General features: G+C 51.9%; 12 protein-coding genes and 3 pseudogenes. 3 read left to right on the top strand and 12 right to left on the bottom strand.

Annotated features, from left to right (window positions below; translation table 11 throughout):
* Positions 1–128: 128 nt before the first annotated feature.
* Positions 129–606 (top strand): annotated as a pseudogene (locus HEP89_RS29775) (integrase core domain-containing protein); the annotation flags it as partial.
* Between the two features lie 346 nt (positions 607–952).
* Here HEP89_RS29775 and HEP89_RS00800 read toward each other — a convergent pair.
* The 4 genes and pseudogenes from HEP89_RS00800 to HEP89_RS00785 form a co-directional block, all read right to left on the bottom strand.
* Positions 953–1885, bottom strand: a complete 933-nt coding sequence (locus HEP89_RS00800) for a glycosyltransferase family 2 protein (RefSeq protein ID WP_168691097.1) — start codon at positions 1883–1885, stop codon at positions 953–955.
* 445 nt (positions 1886–2330) lie between these two features.
* Positions 2331–2597 carry a transposase gene (locus HEP89_RS00795; protein ID WP_168691096.1) on the bottom strand — a complete coding sequence of 89 codons (267 nt, stop codon included), beginning with the start codon at positions 2595–2597 and terminating at the stop codon, positions 2331–2333.
* A 306-nt stretch (positions 2598–2903) separates the two neighbouring features.
* Entirely contained in the window at positions 2904–3989 is a 1086-nt protein-coding gene (locus HEP89_RS00790) for a glycosyltransferase family A protein (protein WP_168691095.1), read from the bottom strand.
* A gap of 391 nt (positions 3990–4380) precedes the next feature.
* Positions 4381–5421 (bottom strand): annotated as a pseudogene (locus HEP89_RS00785) (integrase core domain-containing protein).
* Positions 5422–5760: 339 nt separating this feature from the next.
* On the opposite strand from HEP89_RS00785, the pseudogene HEP89_RS00780 reads away from it, so the two are divergent.
* Positions 5761–6977 (top strand): annotated as a pseudogene (locus HEP89_RS00780) (IS3 family transposase).
* A gap of 814 nt (positions 6978–7791) precedes the next feature.
* On the opposite strand, the gene HEP89_RS00775 reads toward HEP89_RS00780, so the two are convergent.
* Entirely contained in the window at positions 7792–8784 is a 993-nt protein-coding gene (locus tag HEP89_RS00775; protein WP_168691094.1) for a hypothetical protein, read from the bottom strand.
* 323 nt (positions 8785–9107) lie between these two features.
* Between HEP89_RS00775 and HEP89_RS00770 the strand changes: the two genes are divergently transcribed.
* Complete coding sequence (locus HEP89_RS00770; RefSeq protein WP_168691093.1) at positions 9108–9290, top strand: hypothetical protein; 183 nt, start codon at positions 9108–9110, stop codon at positions 9288–9290.
* Positions 9291–9437: 147 nt separating this feature from the next.
* Here HEP89_RS00770 and HEP89_RS00765 read toward each other — a convergent pair whose 3' ends face one another.
* The 7 genes from HEP89_RS00765 to urtA all read right to left on the bottom strand — a co-directional run bounded on the left by HEP89_RS00765 (position 9438) and on the right by urtA (position 16095).
* Positions 9438–9812, bottom strand: coding sequence for an FmdB family zinc ribbon protein (locus HEP89_RS00765; RefSeq protein WP_055658420.1), 375 nt, complete (start codon positions 9810–9812; stop codon positions 9438–9440).
* 83 nt (positions 9813–9895) lie between these two features.
* Complete coding sequence (gene fmdA, locus HEP89_RS00760) at positions 9896–11125, bottom strand: formamidase (RefSeq protein WP_168691092.1); 1230 nt, start codon at positions 11123–11125, stop codon at positions 9896–9898.
* Positions 11126–11183: 58 nt separating this feature from the next.
* Complete coding sequence (gene urtE, locus HEP89_RS00755) at positions 11184–11873, bottom strand: urea ABC transporter ATP-binding subunit UrtE (protein ID WP_055658424.1); 690 nt, start codon at positions 11871–11873, stop codon at positions 11184–11186.
* A gap of 9 nt (positions 11874–11882) precedes the next feature.
* Positions 11883–12638: an urea ABC transporter ATP-binding protein UrtD gene (urtD, locus tag HEP89_RS00750; RefSeq protein WP_022999885.1), complete on the bottom strand. Its 756-nt coding sequence runs from the start codon at positions 12636–12638 to the stop codon at positions 11883–11885.
* A gap of 9 nt (positions 12639–12647) precedes the next feature.
* Positions 12648–13811 carry an urea ABC transporter permease subunit UrtC gene (gene urtC / locus HEP89_RS00745; protein WP_168691091.1) on the bottom strand — a complete coding sequence of 388 codons (1164 nt, stop codon included), beginning with the start codon at positions 13809–13811 and terminating at the stop codon, positions 12648–12650.
* Between the two features lie 10 nt (positions 13812–13821).
* Entirely contained in the window at positions 13822–14748 is a 927-nt protein-coding gene (gene urtB, locus HEP89_RS00740) for an urea ABC transporter permease subunit UrtB (RefSeq protein ID WP_031268940.1), read from the bottom strand.
* Positions 14749–14916: 168 nt separating this feature from the next.
* A complete protein-coding gene (gene urtA, locus HEP89_RS00735) occupies positions 14917–16095 on the bottom strand; it encodes an urea ABC transporter substrate-binding protein (RefSeq protein WP_209014363.1) in 1179 nt (392 codons plus the stop codon).
* Between the last annotated feature and the right edge of the window lie 64 nt (positions 16096–16159).

The following is a 16159-nucleotide window of genomic DNA, read 5'->3' as shown; positions in this document are numbered from 1 at the left end:
ACGCTGGCTATGGACATACAACAACGAGCGGCCCAACATGGCCATCGGCGGTATAACGCCTGCAATGAAACTGAAAACAGCAGCCTGAAGTCCAGTTTTAAAACCCACCAAAAATGGGATGATTACCAATGGACTTCGCTCATGACCAGCTGGCCACCGGCCCCAAGATCGGCGCCCTGACAGTCGTCGACACCTTGTCACGCTTCTCGCCGGTGGTCGATCCACGGTTCAGCTGTCGCGGCAAGGATGTCGTGGCGACACTGGAACAAGCGTGTCGGTCAGTCGGCCCCCCGAAGAAGATCAGGGTGGACTAGGGATCGGAACTCATCTCCTGGGACCTCAATCTGTGAGCCTATCAGAAAGATGTCGAGTTGGACTTCTCCCAGTCGGGCGAGCCGACTGACAATGATTTCATTGACTCATTCAACTGCAAGTTCGGGAATGAATGTCTCAACGCACACTGGTTCCTGACGCTTGACGACGCCCGTTCAAAAATGGAGGAATGGCGTAAGGACTATAATACCATCCGCCCCCATAGCGCGCTCGATCGGCAACAAAGCGTCGATCGCGCTCATGAAAGGCTCATCGGCAGTATCTACCCTTTAGCCAGACACCACGGAAATTTCGGCCTCGGACGATCCAAAGATGAGGGCTCTTCACTGAGAGCAACTCTACACCAATCCGGAGGAGTTCTGGAGTTAGGTAAATCTTTTTTAAGTTTGACTCAATTCATGCATGATTTGGCTATACGTTTATAAGGGTGCACCTAGGTGACCGGAACATAAACGTGTTCACTTGGTAATAATTTGAATTACCCAGGACTAGATCTCAGCGACTTCCCAAGATCAGCTAATATCGGTATCTTATATTTGTGAATTTCCAAAATGATAAGATCATTAGGAGCGGCAAGCATATCTGTCTCGTTTTCTAAAATAAAATTTTCACAACAAAGTTACGCTCGATTTTCGAGTAATATATCAATCCATGTAGGAGATCGTTCATTGAGAAATTTCTTAAGTTGATGGAACAACTCCTCATCCGCTTCCAACCATCGAACATTTTGCCTGTTTTTCGTATTTAAATATGAAACAATTTCTTGCATTTTAAACAGTCTGTACGTCTCTTCTGTCAGATTAAAATTTTCAAGTTCTGTTAAGCCCCGCTCAATTGGATCAACGTTAAGAGAACGCCGTAAAAACGCGGACGCCATTGCAAGACTTGCATAGCGACCTGCTTCGAACCCAACCGTTTTAGATAAATTTGTTTCATGAAGGCGATAGAATACAATTTCCTCCTGTAAATTAAATAATTCACCTTGTTCTTCAAGCCTAAATAATAGATCTAGATCAGGGGCGAAAGAGAAAAACTTTCTGTATCCTCCTGATGAAACGAACGCATTTCTCCTGATTGCTAAGGTCGGATGTGGTATATGAGGGGATTGGACTGGGAATACATTAAAATTAGAACGTGGTGAGGTGGAATACTTCTGTGCCCGTATCATCCTTCCGTCACCGCTAATTACTTGCATGCCGCCACCACACGCAACAATCCGGTCATTTTCGAAGACAGACACTTGCGCTTGTATCCTGTGCGGAAAATTTATGTCATCAGCATCACAACAAATTACGATTTCGCCTTTACATAACGATATTCCGAAATTTCTTGCCTCACTTTCTCCACTCCCAGTGTTTTTTACCACAGAGAAGCGACTATCCTGAGAAGCGAAGAAACTTGCAATCTCACTCGTTTTATCGTCTGAGCTATCATCAACAACTATCACCTCAAATTTTTCATGACTTTGAGATGCCAAAGAGCTTAGCGCAGAGTAAATATACTTTTCTGCATTCTTGGCTGGCATAATACATGACACAAATTTTTGAGGCATTTCATCTTCCAATTATTTATTTAGTTCAGCTAACCGTAATTAGTACCCTTAGCGTCTATTTAATAGAGTACCCAAATTCAAAGGACAATTAGTATTAACTCTAGCCCGTGCGATCTGATGTGCCCCCGTCTTTGGATTGCCCCGGGCCGGAATTTCCGGGATGGCTGGCTCAAAGAGCAGATGCCGCCAATTAATCTCGTGAGCGATATCGGCGTTTTGGCGTCTTGTTGCGGATTTGGCAGCCGCACATGGACACGCGGGTACCCGCAGCGCACCCGCGTCGCAGCGATCTCCCTGATCCCAACCTATAAATTAGCCTGGTCGCCCCGCTTCGACTTGTAGTGATAGAGCGTGATATCGACCCGCACACAGGCGCATGCTCGACGGATAGACAACTTCCAGTTCTGACAGACCTCATCGACAAGGCGGCGACGGCGAACAGGCTTCAGAGCTTTTCTGAGAGCATGTCCTGCAACATTGCCTTCTCCGACGTCAGATCAGCGACTATCTTCTTCAGCCTATTGTTCTCGTCCTCGAACTGGCGCATCCGCTTTACCTCCGATGGCGTCATCCCACCATAGCGTTTAGGCCAACTATAGAACTTCGTGTCGCTGATGCCAGCTTTCTGGCACACCTCTGCTACCGGCGTACCTTCATCTGCTTGGCGCAGAATGAGCAAGATCTGAGCCCAGGAAAACTTTGATCTCTTCATGGAACTCTCCTTCTCCCGACATCGGGATCGCAATTGGAAAGTTCTAGCTCAGAACGAACCGAATTCAGGGATGCACGTCACCGCATGAGGCGAAAAATCAACCGAAAGACTCCGAATTGAAACCGAGAAAGAACGGACTTCAGGTTAAAAGGAAAGGTTGAGGGCAAAATGCTCGAATCTATAACATGTTATGTGATGGTTTTTACATGTGCGTTCTAATAAAAAGAAGTATCATCACGAGCTTAAATGCAGATAAATTCGCTCTTTTGTAAGAATAGTTTTAGATAAATATTATTATTTAATAAGCTATATGCTTTTGAGGAGTTTTCTAATTTCTATTTGATCTCGTTCAATAACATTGAATGTGTCTGCTTTGATCAATTTTTTCATGTTCCGCCTATATCGATTATATCTATCCTGCTTAAGGTTCGGCATCGAAAAGTAACAAAAGTATAATCTAATTAACAGATAAGATGCGCTTTTAGTTAATCCCAAAATTGAATATTTTTCAATTAACGACATTGCAAAAAAATGAATGGATAATCTTTCTTTATTCAAAGGTTGAAGGTCTTCAGCGATAGAACGATAAACGCTGTGTTTATTTATTTCTTTGTTTTTTAGGTTCTTGAAGTACTTCTTGTATATCTTAATGTGTGCAAGAATCCTTTTTCGATGGTTCAGCGTAATACGAGAACCTTGGTGGTCCACATAAACGCAAAGCGTGTTGCTAACGCCAATATACTTGCCTATTTCACTAATTCGAATAAAAAAGTCCCAATCTTGGCATGCAGATAAATTGGTATCAAAGCCGCCAATGTCTCGGGCGGCTTGTGTATCCACCATGATAGAAGAAAGAGTGCCAATAAAGTTAGAACTACGTATCTTGGAAGAATTGATGATTTGACCACCAAATTGTTTTGCAATGATCATTCCCGTATGATCTACGCGATACCGTCCGGTTGCTGAAAAAATGGGTAAATTTGAGCTGGTTTTTTGAATTTGAGAGAGTTGTATCTCTAATTTTTGGGGAAACCATAAATCATCGCTATCCAAAAATGCTAAATATTTCCCTTTGGCAACTTGAATGCCTAGGTTTCTGGAGTAATTGGCGCCTCTATTTCTTGAGTTTCGCAGTAATATAATGTTCGTTCGAAGTCCAGATGTTTGAGTAAATCGTTCTATTTCATTGAAGAGATTCATAGGTGAGCAGTCATCAATAATAATAATTTCACGAGGATGGAGCGTTTGAGATAAAACAGAATTTACAGCGCCCCTTAATTGGTCGACCCTTTTATAGTTTGGTATAATGACAGAAACGTCGCAATATTCCATGTTGGAAGATAGTCCTTCAGTAGTCACGATGGAATTTAGTTTTTTATCATAAGTAGTCATGGCGAAATATTTGACACCTATCCCTATTACTGGCTTTCAAAGATAAAGCAAATCTACTATTGTACGATGCACAATGATTTCGTGAAAGCTAAATAGAAGGATATCTGTTTGTGTCTTTTTAATGCCCATTTTTATCTACGGAGGTCATCGTTGGTTATCGTGTTACCATAGATATCCGAGTGCGCTTTCGGCAACAAGGCTTTCATATCATCATCTCGACGCATTGTAGCGTAAGAGATTAGTCGGTAAACGATTAGAAAATAACGGTATTGTTCCACTCTCACTTTTGACTTGAGGCTTGAATTTTGTTTGTTTAGCTCTGAACCCGCTACTCTCAGTGAAGAGCCCTCATCTTTGGATCGTCCGAGGCCGAAATTTCCGTGGTGTCTGGCTAAAGGGTAGATACTGCCGATGAGCCTTTCATGAGCGCGATCGACGCTTTGTTGCCGATCGAGCGCGCTATGGGGGCGGATGGTATTATAGTCCTTACGCCATTCCTCCATTTTTGAACGGGCGTCGTCAAGCGTCAGGAACCAGTGTGCGTTGAGACATTCATTCCCGAACTTGCAGTTGAATGAGTCAATGAAATCATTGTCAGTCGGCTCGCCCGACTGGGAGAAGTCCAACTCGACATCTTTCTGATAGGCTCACAGATTGAGGTCCCAGGAGATGAGTTCCGATCCCTAGTCCACCCTGATCTTCTTCGGGGGGCCGACTGACCGACACGCTTGTTCCAGTGTCGCCACGACATCCTTGCCGCGACAGCTGAACCGTGGATCGACCACCGGCGAGAAGCGTGACAAGGTGTCGACGACTGTCAGGGCGCCGATCTTGGGGCCGGTGGCCAGCTGGTCATGAGCGAAGTCCATTGTCCAGACATCATTGAATGCGCAGCCTCGGTCCGGTCCTCACGCAGCTTCGCCTTTACCCGGCGTTTTGGCGTCTTGTTGCGGATTTGGCAGCCGCACATGGACACGCGGGTACCCGCAGCGCACCCGCGTCGCAGCGATCTCCCTGATCCCAACCTATAAATTAGCCTGGTCGCCCCGCTTCGACTTGTAGTGATAGAGCGTGATATCGACCCGCACACAGGCGCATGCTCGACGGATAGACAACTTCCAGTTCTGACAGACCTCATCGACAAGGCGGCGACGGCGAACAGGCTTCAGAGCTTTTCTGAGAGCATGTCCTGCAACATTGCCTTCTCCGACGTCAGATCAGCGACTATCTTCTTCAGCCTATTGTTCTCGTCCTCGAACTGGCGCATCCGCTTTACCTCCGATGGCGTCATCCCACCATAGCGTTTAGGCCAACTATAGAACTTCGTGTCGCTGATGCCAGCTTTCTGGCACACCTCTGCTACCGGCGTACCTTCATCTGCTTGGCGCAGAATGAGCAAGATCTGAGCCCAGGAAAACTTTGATCTCTTCATGGAACGCTCCTTCTCCCGACATCGGGATCGCAATTGGAAAGTTCTAGCTCAGAACGAACCGAATTCAGGGATGCACGTCGGATTATTGACCAATTGCAGTCAGAGTTTGCCGTGATTTTCAATGCGAATTCATAGGGTATCAAATTCCCGGGAAATGGGCGTGGCCTGTTACGGTCGCAGTCTCTCTCATCGTGATATGATTTGGCTTCTAGCCTCAGTAAGTGACGAGTGCAGTGTTTCGTTATGAAGCCTCCATCAAGGCGCTCAATGAAGCTGACCTGAGACCCCAGAAGTCCTCCAGTTTGGTGTTGAGTCCGTCGCAGTCAGCAGACGGACGGAATGAAGCGTTCACGGTTAACAGAAGAACAGATCATCGGCATCTTGCGGGATCAGGAGAGCGGCCAGAAGACGGCAGATGTTTGTAGGCGCACGGGATCTCGGCAGCCACCTTTTACAAATACAAGGCCAAGTTTGGCGGTATGGATGTATCCGATGCCCGCAAGTTGAAGGCGCTTGAAGACGAGAACGCCAGGCTCAAGAAACTGTTGGCCGAGGCCATGCTCGACAACGCCATGCTGAAGGGCGTTGCTTCAAAAAAGTGGTAACGCCCGGTGCAAGACGGGAAGCTGTGGCTCACCTGTGCTCCGGGCACGGCGTGAGCCAGCGTCGGGCGTGTGCTGTCTTGGCAATTGACCGGTCGAGTGTTCGGTATCGAAGACTACGACCGGAAGATGCCGATCTGCGTGAAGCCATGAAGAAGGTTGCCGGAGAGCGCCGGCGCTTCGGCTACAGACGTATTCACCTGATGCTGGAACGCCAGGGCATCCGAATGAACCAGAAGAAGCTGAGGCGTCTCTATCGCGAGGAAAAGATCCAGGTTCGCAAACGTGGTGGCCGGCAGCGAGCTCTGGGCACTAGACGGCCGATGGTGTTGCCAGGCAGAACAAACGAGCGGTGGAGCCTGGACTTCGTGTCGGTCGCCTTAACGGACGGCTGCCGCTTTCGGGTTCTCGCGGTGGTCGATGATTGCAGCCGCGAATGCCTGGCGCTGGTGGCCGACACTTCATTGTCCGGCTTGCGGGACACCCGTGAACTCGATGCGCACGTCCGTCTGCGTGGCAAACCGGTCACCGTGGTCTAAGACAACGGCACCGAGCTGACCAGCATGGCCGTTCTCAAATGGTGTCAAGATAGCGGTGTCGACTGGCATTACATCCAACCTGGCAAGCCGATGCTGAACGGCTTCGTCGAGAGCGTCAACGATAGCTTCAGAGATAAGTGCCTCAACGTGACGCTATTTTCTTCGCTCGCCGAAGCTCGATCCCAAATAACCGCATGGAAGGACGATTAAAACCAAAACAGACACCATTCATCTCTGGGCAATCTCACGCCCTACGAATTCGCATTGAAAATGACATTGCAAACACAGGCCGTATGAGGTCAAAAATCAACCGAAGGACTCCGCGCTAAACCGGATGAGGAAAGAGGCTCAGGTCAAAGCCATTCAGCATCAACTTGTCGGGTTGGTCGTAGGTTCGTCCGCGACAGTCTCCTGACACAATTTGAAAAGGCGTACGGCACAGTACGGCTGTTTGTCTGAGGCCGCGGTGACCCGTCTGCCGCGCAATCAAATGAGTGTGCCGTGCTCGCGAGTAAGAAGTAGGTAGTACAACTAAGTGTCTATCATCAGTGCGTGGCGTGCCCTGCTGTTGTAATAGCAGTTACGGCAGAATCCCAAATCGGGAAACTTTAATGATACGCCCGTTACGAAGTCTCCGCTCCACCGCTTGTTTGTCCATCTAGTGAGCTACATTGACGTATTGGAGGAAGCTCCAATTATTACTGCCGTGTTTTGGAACCTGAGTGTTCCTTTTCCGATCTCAATTGCTTTTTCAGCTTGGCATCTTCATCTGCCAGACACCTCAACTTGCGGGTGTCGGAAAAGTTTATCTCGCCAAACATGGCCTTGTATTTTATCAAGGCTCGTTTCCAACATGTAGTATTTAGCGCAAACATTCGTCGACTACAACCGAGCTTCCTATTCCTGCAAGAAGCTGAAGATCTGTTCTTCCGTAAGCCGTGAACTCTTTATCCCATTTGTCTCCTAGTTTAGAGGGACTTTACATAATATGCAGGAGACTTAGGAGTTCGGTTCACTTCTTAAGATTAATCAGGGAATTAGCGCTTCTTGCATGCCATTCTAACCTGCAATTTTAGCCAACCCACACGATGAAAACAAGCAACGAAAGTTCCTGTGTTTCGGAACTTAGTTACCCAGGATTGACCACCTGTCAGTGTCGATTGTGTTTCCCGCAGACACAAACAAGTTTAGCATGTCCAGTTTCTTAGAGAAGATCTTGGATGATAAGATCAAGTATCTTTATACCTAAAGTACTTTTTTCCACGAGACAATGCAGCCATTTGAGCAAATCCACCTTGACCACAAACCACCATGTCCGCTTCGCCAAGCAACTGAAATTCAAAAAAAGTCCGATGATGATTGCTATCGTTGATCCCGGCGCTTCTGTCCAAGTGAGAGGTGCCTTCTTGTTCTACAAAAATCGGAAACTCCCACTTTTTAGCTGCTACTGCGTTTCGCGCCTCTAAAGAATCTGAAACGAAATAAAATACAGGTTTAGTCGCATCATGTGCTCTAGCTAACGAAAACGCCCTTTCTAAAATTAATTCATAGTTTTCCCATTCGTCCAGTATTGGATCCTTCCAGCCGTTTCCTGCTCCTGTACGAAGATGTACTGCAACAACCAAATCAGCTCCAACCTTAAAATCATCGAACTTCAGGCGACTACTCGAAAATTGATCAAGAGTAGCAAATTTAAACAGAAATTCAAACGCTTCATTAAAATATTGTCCGTACCAGCACATCCCCCCAAATTCTTTTTTAATATACGCCGACATAGCGTCAACACAAAAGCTATTAGCATTCATTATTACAACATCTTCACCCTTGAAAAGATCCTTCTCTATCTTTCTGTAGTTAAGATCATTAAGTGCATCTCCTCGTCCAATGTAGTCTAAATGAAGAAATCTGCTTTTATTTTTAATGAATTTTTCTGCGTTTGAAAACTTCCAATCATATTTATTTGGTTGAAATCCTTCTAAAATATCCAATGGGTTATCCCAATGTATTGTAAAGCGCCTACCTGTAAGTATTGAAATATAAAAAACTGATATCAATCCTTTAATTCGATCGGCTAAACCTCCCACGTAATGAGAGCCTTTAATCATTTTGCTTCGTTCGATAGAATATACTAAAAATTTCTGATTTGAATTTGTGTTGTTATTGACAATAGATTTGTTGTATTTTGTAAAAATAGAATTCAAATTACTAAATACCTTCGACATATTTTTCGTTGCCTTCGTTTATCATCGCTTATGTGACGAGGTCTCATGATGATGTATATTATTGTTCTCATGGTAGACAAAGCATTTTTATTCATGATTCGTTGTGAATTAGAAAACATTTAATGAGACTGTGTGTTTTCGAATTTAATTGTTCCTCAGGCGTAACGAAAAAGGTGGAACAGATGATTGTTCGTATTCACTCCAGTTGGTTTCCATAGTTGAAACGACGAATTCTTTCCTTTTACATCATATGTTGAATTTGAGTGCGCGACCATCGCTGATACCACACACCGGAACAACCCGACGGTAAATGGGATGCTGTCGTGACGGTGAACGGGACCGATATCAGGGCTATGACGGCCTATAGCTACTTCGGTAAAACACAACCGCCGCGCGGCTTTGTGGTTGCCCTTTTGGGGGAAGACCACTCCGAATACCTGGTGTTCGAAGACGACGGTCAGCGTTGGCTGGAATTCGGCGACAGCCGCTACGACGAGTGCGACTGACCAAAACAGCCACGTTGAAGGCGTTTCGGCCAACGTGAGCGAGGCCGCGCAAACGGTCTCGCTGCCCGAGTGGCCGCCTCCTCCTCACGCAGCTTTTTACAAAGTGGAAAAAGGCGACCTGCCACGTATCCCTGAATACGCGACCTGTCAGTGACTGATCATCCAGGGGCGTTTTGAGGGGAACGTCTTGCTGCCGTCGGCCTTGTAGACCGCACTTGAGCGAAAATTGCCTTTCGCGCCGGAACAGCACGAGCAGCCTGACGGGTGACGTTTTCGGTTTTCCCTCGCACTGTCGTCACGATCCGACTTGGTCGAGAATTTCGGGTTGTGCCGGGAAGTTTCATTACGTTGATGGGCTGCCCGGTCGCTGGGAGACAGGCCCGACATATGCGGTGCCTGAAGGATGGCGCGGGGGGCTTCCGCCTTGCAGATCGGACATTCGATCGGATCCGCATGGGCGGACATCGGCCGGTTGGCCGAGATGGGACCGCAGGAAGCGCACAGATAATCGTAGGTCGGCATGATTGATCCTGAAAGACGGAAAGCCGGCTCGCCGGCGGAAGGGGTTTGAGACGGGCAGGGCCCGTCTCGTCGTCGCGTGCGGATCAGAGATCCGGGGCAAGCGGAACGTCGACCGATCCGTCAAAGAAGGTTTTCGGTCCGTCCGCGCCCGGCATCATGTCGAAGTCGAAGATGTCGGTCGGCAACCACAAGGTGGCACAGGCATTTGGAATATCGACCACGCCCGAAATGTGTCCCTGCACAGGCGCCGTTCCCAGGATGGCGTAGGCCTGCGCACCGGAATAGCCGAACTTCTTCATGTACTCGATGGCGTTGAGGCAGGCCATGCGATAGGCGATGTGCACGTCAAGGTAATGCTGTGTGCCGGCCTCATCGACCGAGATGCCTTCAAAGATCAGGTAGTCGTCATATTTCGGCGTGATTGGTGAGGGTTTGAAGATCGGGTTCTTGATCCCGTATTTCGCGACCCCGCCCTTGATCAGGTTGACCCGAATGTGCAGCCAGCCGGCCATTTCGATCGCGCCGCAGAAGGTGATTTCACCGTCGCCCTGGCTGAAATGCAGGTCACCCATGGAGAGACCGGCACCGTCCACATAGACCGGGAAATAGATCTTCGAACCGCGCGACAGATCCTTGATATCGCAGTTGCCGCCATGTTCGCGCGGGGGAACCGTCCGTGCGCCTTCGGCAGCTGCCTTTTCGCGCGCTTCACCCTTGAGCTGTCCCATATGCGCAGACTGGGTGTTCGGCAGGGCGGCAAGTGCCGGAACGCGGTCGGGATCCGTATCGAACAATGATTTTTCGCGAGTGTTCCACATGTCCAGCATCTTGCGGTCCGGCAGGCAGCCGATCAGACCCGGGTGGATCAGGCCGGCATAGCTGACGCCCGGCACATGGCGCGAACGCGTGAACATGCCTTCGAAATCCCAGATGGATTTCTGGGCTTCCGGGAAGTGCTCTGTCAGGAACCCGCCGCCATTCTGCTTGGAGAAAAAGCCGTTGAAGCCCCAGAGCATTTCTTCTTTAGCGCCGATGTCGAGGATATCGACGACCAGTAGGTCGCCCGGCTCGGCTCCTTTGACGCCGATCGGACCGGAGAGGTAGTGCACCTGTTCCAGTTCGACATCGCGCACATCCGCCGCGTCGTCGTTGTTCTTGATCTGCCCGCCGGTCCAGTCATAGGTCTCGATCTTGAAGTCGTCGCCCGGCTCCACCCAGACCGCCATCGGAATATCCGGATGCCAGCGGTTATGGACCTTTTCATTGGTATGCGGCGACTCGCTCAAATTAACCGAAATCAGTGTATCTGCCATGGGGTTCTCCTCTGGGTTTGCGCCTGAAAAGCGTGCGCTGTTGAACTGGATGAGCTGGTTAGACGGACAGGAACGCGGAGACTTTTTCCTCGTCGACGCTTGCCCGCGGTTCGTCGTGGACAAGGCGGCCGTTCTCCAGGACGAGCACCCGGTCGGCGACGTCGAGGGCGAAGGACAGAACCTGTTCCGACACAACGATGGAAAGTCCGCGCTCGTCGCGGATACGTTTCAGGACGCGGCCCATCTCGCGGATGATCGACGGCTGGATGCCTTCGGTCGGTTCGTCCAGCAGCAGGACCTTCGGGTTGGTCGCCAGCGCGCGGGCAATCGCCAGCTGCTGTTGCTGGCCGCCCGAGAGATTGCCGCCGCGACGGCCCTTCATGTCGAGCAGCACCGGAAACAGCTCGTAGATGTCGCCGGGAACCTTGCTCTGGCCGCTGATGGTCAGGCCGGTTTCGATGTTTTCCTGGACCGTCATGGTCGGAAAGATCATCCGCCCCTGAGGCACATAGGCGATGCCCCTGGCGACGCGCTCGTAGCTCTTCATGGTGGTGATGTCGACGCCGTCGACCGCGGCAGCGCCGTTGCTGGTGGGCACGATCCCCATCAGGGATTTCATCAGCGTGGTCTTGCCCATGCCGTTGCGGCCCATGATGGCGATGATTTCTCCCGGCGCGACCGTGAAGTCGAGGCCGTGCAGGACTTCGCTCTGGCCGTAGGCAACGTGATACTGTGCAACATTGAGCATGGTCGCCTCCTAGTGGCCGAGATAAACGTCAATGACCTTGGGGTCTGCCTGCACCTTTGCCATGGAGCCCTCGGAGAGGATCTTGCCCTGGTGCAGGACGGTGACGCGGTGGGCGATGTCCTCGACAAATTTCATGTCGTGTTCGACGACCATCACCGAACGTCCCTTGGTGATTTCGTTGAGAAGCTTCGCGGTCTGCTTGCGCTCCGAGACGCTCATGCCGGCAACAGGTTCGTCGAGCATCAGGAGTTCCGGGTCCTGGATCAGCAACATGCCGATCTCCAGCCATTGTTTCTGGCCGTGGCTGAGCAGGGCTGCCTGCATGTCCAGGAGCGTGTCGAGGAACACCATTTCGGCAATCTCGCGCACGCGGGTCGTCACTTCCGCATCGCGCTTGAAGGTGAGGGCACCGAAGACACTTCGGCCACGGGGAAAGGAAAGCTCCAGGTTCTCGAAAACCGTCAGGTCCTCATAGATGGACGGGTTCTGGAACTTGCGTCCGACCCCCTCAAGCACGATCTCGTGTTCGCGCAGCTGGGTCAGTTCTTTTTGGCGGAATTTGATCGAGCCGGCAGTGGCCTTGGTGCGGCCGCAGATCAAATCGAGAACCGTTGTCTTACCCGCGCCGTTCGGTCCGATGATGACGTGGATCTCATTTTCGTCGACATAAAGGTTCAGGTCGTTCACCGCCTTGAAGCCATCAAAGGAAACAGACAGGTTTTCGATGGACAGCAGGAAGTCGGTGTTGTTGCTGATGGTGTTCATGTGTCTCTCCTACTCGGCTGGCTTTGCGGTTGCGTCGCCGTCAAGGTCAGGGGGAGGGCTGACTGGTTCTAACCTGTCGCCGCTATTGCCCCGTGAAATCAGCCGGTCGACATGTGGCGCCAGGTAGGTGCGATAGAGGCCGGACAGCCCGTTCGGGAACACCAGGACAACGGCGATGAAGAGCCCGCCCAGGCCAAAGAGCCACAATTCGGGGAAGGTTTCGGAAAAGGTGGTCTTGGCCCAGTTCACCAGCAGCGTTCCGTAGACCGCGCCGAAGATGGAAAGCCTGCCGCCGACCGCACAGAAGATGACCATCTCGATGGAAGGAACGATGCCCACGAACGAGGGCGACATGAAGCCGACCTGCAAGGTGAACATGGCGCCGCCGATGGCTGACAGGACCGCGGCAAAACAGAAGACGAAGATCTTGATGTTGGAGACGTCGTAACCGGAAAACCGGACCCGGTCCTCCTTGTCCCTGACGGCGACCAAGAGACGGCCGAGCTTGCTTTTGAGAACGAACTGGCTCAGCAGCAGGACGGCGATCAGAAGACCTCCGTTGACGTAGTAGAGAACGTATTTGGCCTCGTCGGTACGGATGTCCCATCCCTTCAGGGTCCTGAGGTCCGTGATGCCGTTGACGCCGCCGGTATAGCCCTGCTGCCCGATGATCAGGATCGTCAGGATGGCTGCAATTGCCTGGGTAATGATGGCGAAATAGACACCGCCAACCCTTCGCTTGAACATCGCCGCACCGATAACAAAGGCGAACAGCGCGGGAAGGACGATGATGGCCAGCAGCGTGAAGGTCAGGCTGTTGAAGGGTTCCCAGAACCAGGGCAGGGACGTGATCTGGTTCCAGTCCATGAAGTCGGGAATGCCCGGGGTGGACTGGATTGCCGTCGCTTCCGGTGTGGAGGCCTCCAGCTTCAGGTACATGGCCATGCAATAGCCGCCCAGGCCGAAGAAGACGCCTTGCCCAAGGCTCAGGATACCGCCCTTGCCCCAGCACAGCACCAGCCCGATAGCGACGAAGGCATAGGTCAGGTATTTGCCGAACAGGTTGAGACGGAAGATGTTCATCGACAGGGGCATCAAGACGAAGATCAGCGCGGCCACGACCAGCAGTCCGATCAGTTCCTGTCGAGACAGCAGGGATTTCACATGTGTCATCGGAACCTCCTCAGCGACGGATTTTCAGGGAGAAGAGACCTTCGGGGCGCAGCATCAGGATCCCGACGACGGTCAGCAGGGTGAGGACCTTCGCCATGGAGCCGGACAGGAAGAACTCCATGGTGGACTGGGCCTGACTGATGGCGAAGGAAGACGCGATCGTTCCGAGCAGGCTTGCTGCGCCGCCGAAAACGACGATCAGGAAGGTATCGACGATATAAAGCTGTCCGGCGGTCGGCCCGGTCGAGCCGATCATGGTGAAGGCGCTGCCGGCGATGCCTGCAATGCCGCAACCAAGAGCAAAGGTGTGCCGGTCGACCTTTTCGGTGTTGATGCCGACGGCCCCGGCCATGACGCGGTTCTGGACCACAGCGCGGGTCTGCATGCCCATGCGGGAGCGGAACAGGATGAAATAGACGCCGATGGCGATGACCAGGGTCAGTACCATGACGAAGATGCCGTTGATCGGGATTTCGATGATGTCCGTCAGCGGCACGGACCCGAGCAGCCAGTTCGGCAGGCTGACGCCGACTTCACGCGCGCCGAAGATCGACCGGTAGGCCTGCTGCAAAATGAGGCTGAGGCCCCAGGTAGCCAGCAGGGTATCCAGCGGACGCTTGTAGAGATGCCTTATGAGCGACCATTCGACGAGTGCCCCGAGTGCACCCGCAGCGACGAAGGCCAATGCCATGGCGAAGAAGAAGTAGATGCCGAACAGGGACGGGACATAGGTCTCGACGAAATTGGAGCAAAGATAGGTGACATAGGCGCCCAGGATCATGAACTCGCCATGAGCCATGTTGATGACGCCCATCTGGCCGAAAATGATTGCAAGACCCAGGGCCATGAGGACGAAAACGGAAAACAGGATCAGTCCGGCAAAACCCTGCATGGCGAATATGGACCCGAGTTCCGTCCATGAATAATCGGCGAACATTGCGCGCGTCTCCATGCTGCGGGGTCAAGGCGGAACGCCTGTTCCCCTGCTGCGAATAAGGGTTTGAAACGAAGAGGACGGGCGCTGCGCAGGCTGCCTCCACGCAGCGCCCCGGTTATGCCCGCTTTCTGGAAGGGCGTTTCCATCCCTGGGGGAACTAACGGAGGCTTATTGGTAGCCTTCCGGGAACGGATCCGGCTCCATCAGGTCGGCCGTCTCGTAAACCAGCTCGTACTGGCCGTCCGGCTTGGCAAGGCCGATGCGGGTCTTGGACCACAGGTGGTGGTTTTCATGGACGCGGACATAGCCTTCCGGCGCGGTGGTGAGTTCGATGCCCGGGGAGGCAAGGCGCACCTTGTCGATGTCGAAGCTGCCGGCCTTTTCAACCGCGGCCTTCCAGAGCCAGGGGCCGAGGTAGGCGGCCTGGGTTACGTCGCCGATAACGATGTCGTCGCCCCACATTTCCTTGAAGGACTTGACGAATTCGGCGTTGTTCTCATTGTCGAGAGACTGGAAGTACTTCATCGCGGCATATGCGCCTTCGATGTTTTCGCCACCGATGCCGCGGATTTCATCCTCGGTCACCGAGATGGTCAGAAGAACCGGCTTCTCCTTGGTCATGTCGATGCCGGCAGCCTTCAGCTGCTTGTAGAAGGCAACGTTGGAACCACCCACGACGATGGCGTAGATCACGTCCGGCTTCTTCAGCTTGACCTTGTTGATCACCGAGTTGAACTGGGTGTGGCCGAGCGGATAGTACTCTTCGCCAACGACCTCCAGGCCAAGCTTCTCGATGTGCTTGCGGGCGATCTTGTTGGACGTCCGCGGCCAGATATAGTCTGAACCAAGCAGGTAGAAGCTCTTAGCGCCTTTTTCCTTGGCGACCCAGTCGATGCCGGCGATGATCTGCTGGGTGGCTTCCTGGCCGGTGTAGATCACGTTGGGGGACTGCTCCAGGCCTTCATAGAAGGTCGGATAGTAGAGCATGCCGTTATACTGCTCGAAGACGGGCAGAACGGCCTTGCGCGACGCGGATGTCCAGCATCCGAAAACAGCCGCGACCTTGTCGTTCACCAGCAACTTTTTCGCCTTTTCGGCAAATGTCGGCCAGTCGGATGCACCATCTTCCTGGATGTATTCGATCTTGCGTCCAAGCACGCCGCCCATGGCGTTGATCTGGTCGATGGCGAGCTTTTCCGCCTGCACCGACCCGGTCTCGGAAATCGCCATGGTTCCGGTGACGGAGTGCAGGATGCCGACCTTCACGGTGTCTTCGGTGACCGCAAGGCCAGTCGTGTTGGCGTCGTCGGCGATGGCAGGTGCAAATGTGCTGGCGGTGGCCAGCATTGCCGCGGCTGCCGTGCCTGACAGCACGGACCGGCGAGACAGCCGGTGGTCAATCAAGTCTTTC

Source organism: Labrenzia sp. 5N (assembly GCF_012395805.1).
Taxonomy (GTDB): Bacteria; Pseudomonadota; Alphaproteobacteria; order Rhizobiales; family Stappiaceae; genus Roseibium; species Roseibium algicola.
This window is presented reverse-complemented; position numbering and strand designations above follow the sequence as displayed.